The organism is Moorena sp. SIO3H5 (genome assembly GCF_010692395.1).
In the GTDB taxonomy this organism is placed as follows: Bacteria; Cyanobacteriota; Cyanobacteriia; order Cyanobacteriales; family Coleofasciculaceae; genus Moorena.
The window spans coordinates 1-9218 of the sequence record NZ_JAAHHS010000313.1; the positions used below are offsets into that span (position 1 = coordinate 1).

Consider the following 9218-nt stretch of genomic DNA (forward strand, 5'->3'; position numbering starts at 1 on the left):
CGCGGGGGGTTAGGGGGGATTCCTCTTGCCTCTTGCCTTCCCCTCCTGGGAGGGGTTAGGGGTGGGTTCCTCTTGCCTCTTGCCTCTTGCCTCTTCTCTGTTCCCAGATCCGCTGTTCCCAGATCCGCTGTTCCCTAAAATCATCAAATTGTGTACCTCACCCAATTGAAAACCGCTATAATACTATAGCCAACGACTAGCAATTGGCATCCGCCAGCCAGTACCAAAGGCGCGGTCAGTAACCTTTAAGCCTGGCGGAGCTTGTCGGCGCTTAAATTCAACACGAGCGACTAGTCGGATGATTTTGTTAACCACTTCAGGCTGATGACCTGCATCAATAATTTGCTCCGGGGCTTGGTGCTGGTGGATCAGTCGCTCCAGAATATCATCTAGGATATCGTAGGATGGCAAGGAATCTTGGTCTACTTGACCAGGTTTTAATTCAGCGCTAGGGGGCTTGATTAGAATGTTAGAAGGAATAATTTCTGTTTCGCTTAAAGGTTGTTCCCCTTTGGCGTTCGAGTCGCTTAGGTTACCAGGTTGAAGCTGATCAGCTTGAAGCTTAGAATAGGAGTCTGAAGGTTCAACATTTAGCGTACTAACCTGCAACTTCTGATTAACCTGGGACTCCTCTGCCCTAGAATTTAGCCACCGACATAGGGAGTAGACTCGGGTTTTGGGAACATCGGCAATTACAGCTAATCCACCATTCATATCACCATAGAGGGTACAGTAACCCACTGCCATCTCTGACTTGTTGCCAGTAGAGAGCAGGAGATAGCCAAATTTATTAGCGATCGCCATCAGTAAGCTGCCCCGAATTCGGGATTGAATATTCTCTTCAGCCACACCGAACTCTGTTCCGGCAAATAGAGAGGCTAAGGTTTGGTCAAACCCTTCCATCAAGGAACCAATTGCTAGGGTGTGAGTCTTAATACCTAGGTTTTGTGCTAAAGAGAGAGCATCTTTGACGGAGTGGTCAGAACTGTAGGGAGAAGGCATGAGAATCCCCAAGACATTCTCTGGTCCTAAGGCGGCGGTGGCAATAGCAGCCACAAGAGCAGAATCAATCCCACCACTCAAACCAATTACGACTTTTTTAAAACCACACTTACGGGTGTAATCCCGGACTCCTAGGACTAAGGCTGACCAAATTTCTTCGTCTAGGCTGGCTGGGGCTGGTGCTATTGCTGCCGATGGTGGAGACTGTATTGTTGTTTCTGGTGGGGTGACGAGATCCTGTGTTTCTCGGTCATATTCCACAATGACTAAGTCTGTTTCAAAGGCACGGGCGCGACATAGCATCTCACCACCCTGATTAAATGCTACACTACACCCATCAAATATCAGGTCATCATTGCCTCCTAGCTGATTGGCGTAGAGGATAGGTGTATGGTAACGGCTAGCGCTATGGCGCAACATTGCTTCCCGAGTTTTCTGTTTACCTGCGCTATAGGGTGAGGCGGACAGGTTTACCACTAGGTCTACACCCTGTTGAACTAAATCTGTGATTGGATTGACTTGATAGCTGCGTTTGCCCCAAAACTCTTCATCGTTCCACAAGTCTTCGCAAATGGTAACACCTATTTTAATTGGGGAGTGGCCATTCTCAGTTGTGATTGCTGATGGCTGGTCATCAATGGTGAAGGAATTACTCTCCCGTCCTGGTTCAAAGTAGCGGTTTTCATCGAAAACATCATAGGTGGGCAAGAGTCGCTTGTGAAAAATCTGCCTTACTTTTCCCCCCTCTAGTAGAGCAATGCTGTTATATAAAGGTTTGCCACCAGCAAGCTCTGCTTTGGTATTCCATGTTACTGTGCCGACCAAAACAGCTAGAGACAATGGTAGCTGCTGAGCTAGTTGTTGCACTTGTGTAGTCATCGATTCTCGAAACTTGGGATTGAGCAGCAAATCTCGTGGTGGATAGCCACACAAGGATAATTCTGGTGTCAGCAACAGACGCACATCCTGACTCGCAGCAGTTTTGGCTATTTCAAGAATCTGTTGAGCGTTACCTGTAATATCACCAATGGTGGGGTTGAGTTGAGCGATCGCAATCTTCATCATTTTTGCTTGTTTTTTATAGTTTATGCCATCTACTTCACACAATCTTTAGTAATCTGGGTTTGGTTAGTAATTAAAGGCGAAAATATACAGTTGATATCGTTTTGTGTTTTTTTGTTTTTATATAAAAAGTAACGGTTTCATGATTAGCTTTTTTTGTATTGATTGAGTAGTTTTAGTTTTTGAATAAGTTAGTAAATCAACTCCAAAGCTTACGGCTGATGGATTTGATGAATTTATGGTCACAAATAAATTTTAACAATTTCTAATTTTTATAATCAGCTATGGATGTCATTCCAAGAATTTCATTGTTATTAATATATTATTTTTTTGATAGGTAATTATAAATTAATTATAAATTTTTAACGAAAGTAAACATAAACGCAAACGTAAACGTAAACCCTAACGCAAACCTAATCCTTGATAGTGTAGATTAAGTAATCAGAAATAAATCATGAACGTAGAAGAACTCGAAAACCGTTATCGAGAAGAGATTCAAAGTCTAGCCAACCAACTTCAAAATGCAGTTCTCGGACTGTCTCAGACAGAAGCAAAAATTGCTAAGATGGGACGCTCTATAGAGAACCTGAGCGAAATCGTTGAGGAATTTATCCTACAGCAGAATCAAAAAAACTAATTCCATGACTGATGATAAAATTAATGTCAATGATTTCCCTAACAAAACTTACGTAACAACCCTATTTGTAGGGTGTGTTCTTAACGAAGCCTACTACTTAAACGAGTTTGTAACCTAGTTTTGCGTAAGTCCTGCCTAAGACTTTAAACTCGTATGATATCTGGTAAAATCTGGTAACATTGGTATTGTATACCACAAGAGTGTTTGGCAGGCGGCTCAACCTTGTGGCTGTGAAGACAAATAACAAAAAAAGCTGACTGGATATCAATTGGTTATTTCTTCCTCTATGGCTTGTTCTATTTCTCTGAGAAGCGCTGGTTTGACTAGATAACGACGAGCCCCTAGTCTTAGAGCTCGCTTTTTGTCTGCTGGGAAGGAGTAGGCAGAAAGGATAACTATAGGGATTGTTGCCCATTGGGATTTCTTGAGTTTTTCGATCAAGGTAAAGCCATCAACTTCTGGTAATTTGAGATCCAGCAGAATCAAGTCAGGTTGAAAGTCGGCGAGGTCTCGTTTAATGGTTAACCCATGGGGTAAAGCGCAAACGTCATACCCTTGCAACTGAAGGTATTCAGTGATAACTTCTCGATTGAAATCGTCATCCTCAATGAATAGGATTTTCTGAACCACAATTACAGATGTTTTTTCATTGCTACATAAATACCAACGGTTTATCCTTTAAACGAGCATATGCCTCCGCATCAAAGCGGTAAAATTTTCAGGGTTCACCTGCTCCCGTCAGACAATTATCAACTAGTGTCACCCAGGAATAATAGCTTTAAAAGACGACGGCTAAAATTATAATAATCCGAGAGATTTTTCCAAAAAACTGTAGTGTACAGTTGATAAATAGTATAGATATTATTTAGGGTAAATACATCTCGGAACACCTCAAAGGAGACAGGATTGTTTGCCAATTTGTTGCGCAAATGCCGATAACCATAGTCCGAAATTTGATTATGGTCAAAGGCGAGCTGCGGCACATGCTCGATGGAATACCAGGCAATACCACTGACATGATCTGTGTTGAATTTAGCTTCTTAAGCGTCCCACTAGGGCAAAGTAACTGACGGATAGGTAACCCATGGCGTAGTGGTGGTTATAGGTAACCTCGACCCTAACCAATTCTGCTGGATAATGACCTACTTCTCCGAAAGTGTACAGTTGCTCTAGGTACACGTTGTTAACTCGAATTTTCTCTGCCCAAATCCAATCGGCAGCATGGTCTAATGATTCTCCGTGCCACACCAAGGTTCCTGGTAAACTCCATTTACCAAGAAAGGCTTCCTCTTGGAATACCAAAAGGCGGCTTTGTTGGGTATAGACGGAAAAAATCACATGACGGGCCCCGACCTGGACGTTGGCTAGAGCTGGTAGTTTGACCTTTATATTGCTGCTTTGGGTCATTGGTACAACTGCTCTTGATGGATATAGTCCTTAACCAGAGGAGTCAGTGCTGTTGTATCACCATTCTCACGATACGCTGTAGAGGAAACTGATGGTACCGTAATATTAGCGATCGCTAATTGTGCTCCTAGATGCTTCAACTTTTCTAAACTATCCTGATCTACTCCATATCCTGAACGAGGTATCACCAGCAACTGTACTTGTTTTAACAATTGTTCAATTTGATACCAACGGGGCATCTGACGGACTAAATCAGTACCAATCACCAGAGTCAAGTTTGTCTGTAATCCCCAGCGCTGTTTAACTAGTGCTATGGTTTCCACGGTTCTCGGGCTACTTAAGTCGGGGCTGACACGGATCGGATTTTTATACGGGTCAATCTCCTCAATCAGTAACTTGAGCATGTGGGAACGTTGTTCGAGGGTGGTCTGATGAGACTTGAATGGATTATCTGAGGCCCAAACCACCACTTGGTGATAGTGATGGGATAGCCACTGGAGAATGGCTTGATGAGCACAAGTTGGGGGATCTGCACTGGTACCAAACAGGGCAATATTGACCATAGTTAGTTAAAAGTTAGTTAAAAGCTCAAAGGGGTTTGAGATTAGGTTTGCTCTTCAGCATCTAGTGCGTGAAAAGGGATCTAAGCTGAGCCTTGGGTTTTAGCTTCAGAATTATAAAATTTAAACGCGCCACGGCTTAGGGTACAATCAAAGGAAACAGAATGCGATGGACGCGCGTCCCGCAATCGAGCGAACGCTTCAACTGCTACACGCTATATATAGCTTATTTGCTTGAGACCTGATACCAATGGTGATAGCCCCCTAGTTGATCGACAAAAGTCCTTCAACTAGGGGGCATGACAGTCGGTACAATGGATAGAGCCTGAGAACTCCAACTGATCACGACTGATCCAGGAACTCCCTTGAGTAAGGTGAGTTAATAAAGCACCCTACTAAGCTGTCCCCTATTTAACATGCCCTTGCTGATTCAATTTATAAATCAATTAGATGTAGATGCGACCGATATATGCTTGATGTAGATGCCTGACAGCTTACTTACCCCTCTTCCAGCTGTTTCATCTCTTCCATCCCACCACAAATCATCTCTGTAAAAGTGCAACGCCCCTGAAACTGTGGGAGTTTTAACCGCTCTATTAACTGCTGCGATCTCACCTCGTTCGCGCAGCGTGCGCGTAGCACTATCGCCACGGGCTTTGCTTGTTTCAACCCTATTGTTTCAAAATAAACACCGGATCCTGAGCGTTTAATTCAATTCCCTCCTGGTCAAAGAAATCCTTGATCATTTTACGAAGCACTAGCTTAATCAGGCGGTGCTTTCCTGGTTTAACTTTGGTAACGGTTCTTATGGACAGATCAAAATCCCCAAAGTCCTCGATTCCATCCACCTTGGTCGGTTCAAGTACCTCGGAATACTTCTCTTTTAACTGGTGTCCCACCTTTTCGATCACCCTGTACACATGATCCAGGTCAGCATCATATTCTACGCCAACTTCCACCACAGCATAGATATAGTCCTTGGAGTAGTTGGTAATTGAGCCAATATCCCCGTTCCGAATAATATACATTTGACCATTGAAGTGTCGAATACGTGTGGTTCTCAGTTCAATCGCCTCTACAATGCCCTCCGCGTCCCCTGTCTGGATATAGTCACCTACCAGGTAGTAGTTTTCAAAAAGGATAAAGAATCCACTAACCATATCGTTAATGAGATTCTGTGCCCCAAGACCAACCGCTAACCCCACAATTCCAGCCCCCGCTAAGATTGGGGTGGCATCAATTTCTATGGTATTGAGGATCAATATACCGGAACCAAAGTAAATCAAGTACTTCAGTAAACTCTCTAGTACGGGAATAATCGTTAACCGCTTCTTTCGCTGCACATCAGTCAGCTTCGGGGACCTAAGCAGTGCTTCTTGGAGGAACAAATTGGCGATCACGATCAAGCCACGACTCAGGGATATGATACCGATAATTTTGACAACTTTCGATCCATAGGTGGCTAAGTTAGCAATTATCTCTATCTGCTCAACCACCAGGGTGGCCATACTAACATAGATTACATATTCTAGGCACCGCTTAAAAAAAGGAACCAGATGCCTAAGATTGTTATATAATCGCAGGCTATTTTCAGGACTAGAGTATTCAAGAATCAGGGTGTCTATGCTATCGATAATGATGACGACCGATCTTAGAATCAGCAACCCGATTCCAATAATCAGATAGATGTTCAGAAGAACGTACAGATACTTAGCTGTGGATTCTGGCACTTTCAGAAACTGGGTACACCAGATTAGGGAAAGCAGCCAGAGTCCACTGGTAAGGATTTTGGTTAAGTAACTGAACAAATCCTCAATGCTTTCATCACTAGCAGTGATTTTTTCTAGTTTCTTTGCCCAAACACAGCCATAGTTGAGGAAACGCTGCAAGGGTTTGATGGCGAAGGCAACTAGCATCAGAAGGCAGATGCATTTACCTAACCCAGTGCCAAGGGTTATCCAGAATCCTTTGGGAATATTGCTGACTAACCCGAGTGTGTATTCCTTGATGTCTTTCCCGCGATAGATCAGCCAACCGTTGCCACCAACAATTACAAGGCATAGCGCTATACAACAGATAACGATCAGCGCCTGGAGGTTCCGGCGGAGGTTTTTAGCATTGCTGTTCACCTTTTGGAACCAAGCAACTGTGATCAGTTGCTTGAATAGTATACCCACCAGCAAGTTGACTAGATAGAAAACTACGATGACCAGGCTGACTTCAGCCAAGATAATAATTATGTTGTTCACTTAACAAATCAGCTCAATCTTTCAGTATAATACAATACTTTACTTATTAAATATAAATTATATTCTTAACTACAATTAAATTGATACCACTACAGCAAGGTTGATCCAACGCCTCATAGCTAGAAGTTCATGAAGGTTTCAAAACGTTTTTCAAGGACAGTGTTCCATGAACAGGAGACGCCTAGGTCGATCTGCGCCATTTGAGCACAACTTGAGATCAGATCATCCCTTGAGGTTATTTTCACAGTTTTTTCACAATTTTTTAGTTATATGTTTTAATTATTTTTTCCTATTTTTACTTAGGCTTCACAATTATTATTTTATTTAATGAAACGATTAAACAGGTATCTAAACCTGGACAAGCCAATATTCAGATCAGAGCAATAGAAATTAACCTTTCCAAAGCTGACTGCTGAGGGGCTGAGCGCTGAATGGTTATGAGTTATTAGTTTATCCAATTTATAGCACGGAAGTCTCCGTCATCACCCTGATGATACTACCTAAAGCAATTGCCCTATGCGCTATTACAGGGAATAGGTCATAGGGCATAGGGCATAGGGCATAGGGCATAGGGAAAAAATCCTGTCTACCTCATAAATATGAAAACCGCTATCTTAACAATAAGTAATAGATATAAGAGATTAAAGAGAGAGAATCAAATAAAAAAATATTGATAAAATTGCCAACTACTTGATCATAAAAGTCCTAAGGAATGTTTTGTTTTTTTTAGGCAGGGTTGATTGGAAAAACGTTGAATTCCCTAGACTTCAGCCTATTACTCATTGGTCATTGGTCATTGTTAATAAGCCTTTATCCTATTTTCAATGATGTTATTGACAGTTCTAATTAGTGGTTTTTAGAAAGCCTTAATCGCCGCCATTGCAGCAAGGGCGTGATTGCTGAGTCATGAAGCCAGGTAAGGTTGAACGCGTGCGCGTTCAACCTCTAACCTGTAACTTTCAAGCTGTAACCTGTAACCTGTAATCTGTGACTATTCAACTGATCAGGTGATATATGCTAAAAAAAGCCATCCTATTAGTATCTATCGTACTGCTTGCCTTCGGTACAGTTGTAGCAATCGATACCTTCCAGGGATACAAAGAGAGGATAACCATTGCGATCGCAGCTCCGTTAAGCAATGCTAGTGAATCAGCACAACGCTCAGGCAGAGCAATGGTAGACGGTGCTCAACTTTACATTAACCAAGTTAACAAGGCTGGCGGTGTTAAGGGGAAAAAGTTTAAGCTTGAGGTTTATGATGACCAAGGCAATCCGGATGTGGCACAGCAGGTTGCTCAGAAGATTGCTCAATCAAATGCGATCGCAGTGATTGGTCATTACAGTAGTGGGGTATCTACGGTTGCTGGCGAAGTTTATCAAGACCATAAGATTCCTGCGGTGACCGGCTCAGCTACTGCTGATGGGGTCACCCAATCGAACAGTTGGTATTTTCGCACCATTTTTTCTAACAGTGCTCAGGGTACTTTTATCGCGAATTATATCAACAAGATTCTGGGATCTTCCAAGATTAGCCTAGTTTACAGCCCCAGCACTTATGGCTTGACCTTGGGTAAGACTGTTGAAGAAACGTTTCAGGAGTTAGGGGGAGAAGTAGTCAGTAAGTGGGTATTAGGGGATGATACAGACCAAGCCATAGAAACGATTTATCAAGATTTATTGGCTTTAAAAAATAGCGGGAAAGACCCAGGAGTGATTGTGATGACAGCGAATCGCAATCAAGTGGCTGGATTAATTGCCAAAATCAAGAGTTCTGGGATGGATTTCCCTATTTTTGGCGGTGACTCTTTAGCAGAAATATCCCTGGGGCAACGGTTTGAAGACTCCCCAGAGGAGATGGATGAACCAGGCTTTTTTACCAATGGAATTTATGCCATAGCTCCGATTATTTTTGACATTTCTGATGATGGCGGTCAACAGTTCAGAAACGAATTTGAAAAGAATTACAAACAAGCGCCAGGATGGGTGGCAACTTGCTATTATGATGCGGCAACAGCCATTGTTGAGGCCATTAAACGCTCTGATATTACCTGGAACGATTTACCTAAAGACCGTTTAATGCTCAAAGATAGCTTAGCAAGTATTAATAGCCAAGAAACGGCCTTCAAGGGGGCAACCAGAAATATTTATTTTGACTATTACGGAAATGCAGTAGCACCACTTTTTGTGGGTGTTTTTGATAGAAGAAAGTTTATTTCAGCCTTTAGCCAGCTGCAAATAATCCCGGACTTACGGGCTGTTGCTAATCTGGATGAACAGCTCGACAGTGGTGAAATTGTAAAG

At 42.6% G+C, this 9218-nt stretch carries 8 protein-coding genes; 2 read left to right on the forward strand and 6 right to left on the reverse strand.

Translation table 11 applies throughout. The features are described from left to right. Positions 1-183: 183 nt before the first annotated feature. Positions 184-2064, reverse strand: a complete 1881-nt coding sequence (locus F6K52_RS26450; RefSeq protein ID WP_293085326.1) for an NAD+ synthase — start codon at positions 2062-2064, stop codon at positions 184-186. A 454-nt stretch (positions 2065-2518) separates the two neighbouring features. Here F6K52_RS26450 and F6K52_RS26455 point away from each other — a divergent pair, with 454 nt between their 5' ends. Continuing rightward, positions 2519-2701, forward strand: coding sequence for a hypothetical protein (locus F6K52_RS26455; RefSeq protein ID WP_075905373.1), 183 nt, complete (start codon positions 2519-2521; stop codon positions 2699-2701). Between the two features lie 264 nt (positions 2702-2965). On the opposite strand, the gene F6K52_RS26460 is transcribed toward F6K52_RS26455, so the two are convergent. The 5 genes from F6K52_RS26460 to F6K52_RS26475 form a co-directional block, all read right to left on the reverse strand. Beyond that, a complete protein-coding gene (locus tag F6K52_RS26460; protein ID WP_008179375.1) occupies positions 2966-3331 on the reverse strand; it encodes a response regulator in 366 nt (121 codons plus the stop codon). A 119-nt stretch (positions 3332-3450) separates the two neighbouring features. Continuing rightward, entirely contained in the window at positions 3451-3684 is a 234-nt protein-coding gene (locus F6K52_RS37085) for a hypothetical protein (RefSeq protein ID WP_364419792.1), read from the reverse strand. 49 nt (positions 3685-3733) lie between these two features. Further along, entirely contained in the window at positions 3734-4108 is a 375-nt protein-coding gene (locus F6K52_RS37090) for a hypothetical protein (RefSeq protein WP_364419795.1), read from the reverse strand. Next, positions 4105-4671 carry a nicotinate-nucleotide adenylyltransferase gene (locus F6K52_RS26470; RefSeq protein WP_293085316.1) on the reverse strand — a complete coding sequence of 189 codons (567 nt, stop codon included), beginning with the start codon at positions 4669-4671 and terminating at the stop codon, positions 4105-4107. Before F6K52_RS26470 ends, F6K52_RS37090 begins: the two co-directional genes overlap by 4 nt. 668 nt (positions 4672-5339) lie before the next feature. Then, on the reverse strand, positions 5340-6917 hold the full coding sequence (locus F6K52_RS26475; protein WP_293085319.1) for a mechanosensitive ion channel family protein: 1578 nt from the start codon (positions 6915-6917) through the stop codon (positions 5340-5342). 1014 nt (positions 6918-7931) lie between these two features. On the opposite strand from F6K52_RS26475, the gene F6K52_RS26480 reads away from it, so the two are divergent. Then, on the forward strand, positions 7932-9218 hold a 1287-nt coding region (locus tag F6K52_RS26480; RefSeq protein WP_293085322.1), incomplete at its 3' end, for an ABC transporter substrate-binding protein.

Excerpts from the sequence above, each read along its gene's own strand:
- F6K52_RS26450 (WP_293085326.1), bottom strand. The coding sequence starts at position 2,064 with ATGAAGATTGCGATCGCTCAACTCAACCCCACCATTGGTGATATTACA.
- F6K52_RS26470 (WP_293085316.1), bottom strand. The coding sequence starts at position 4,671 with ATGGTCAATATTGCCCTGTTTGGTACCAGTGCAGATCCCCCAACTTGT.
- F6K52_RS37090 (WP_364419795.1), bottom strand. The coding sequence starts at position 4,108 with ATGACCCAAAGCAGCAATATAAAGGTCAAACTACCAGCTCTAGCCAAC.
- F6K52_RS26455 (WP_075905373.1), top strand. The coding sequence starts at position 2,519 with ATGAACGTAGAAGAACTCGAAAACCGTTATCGAGAAGAGATTCAAAGT.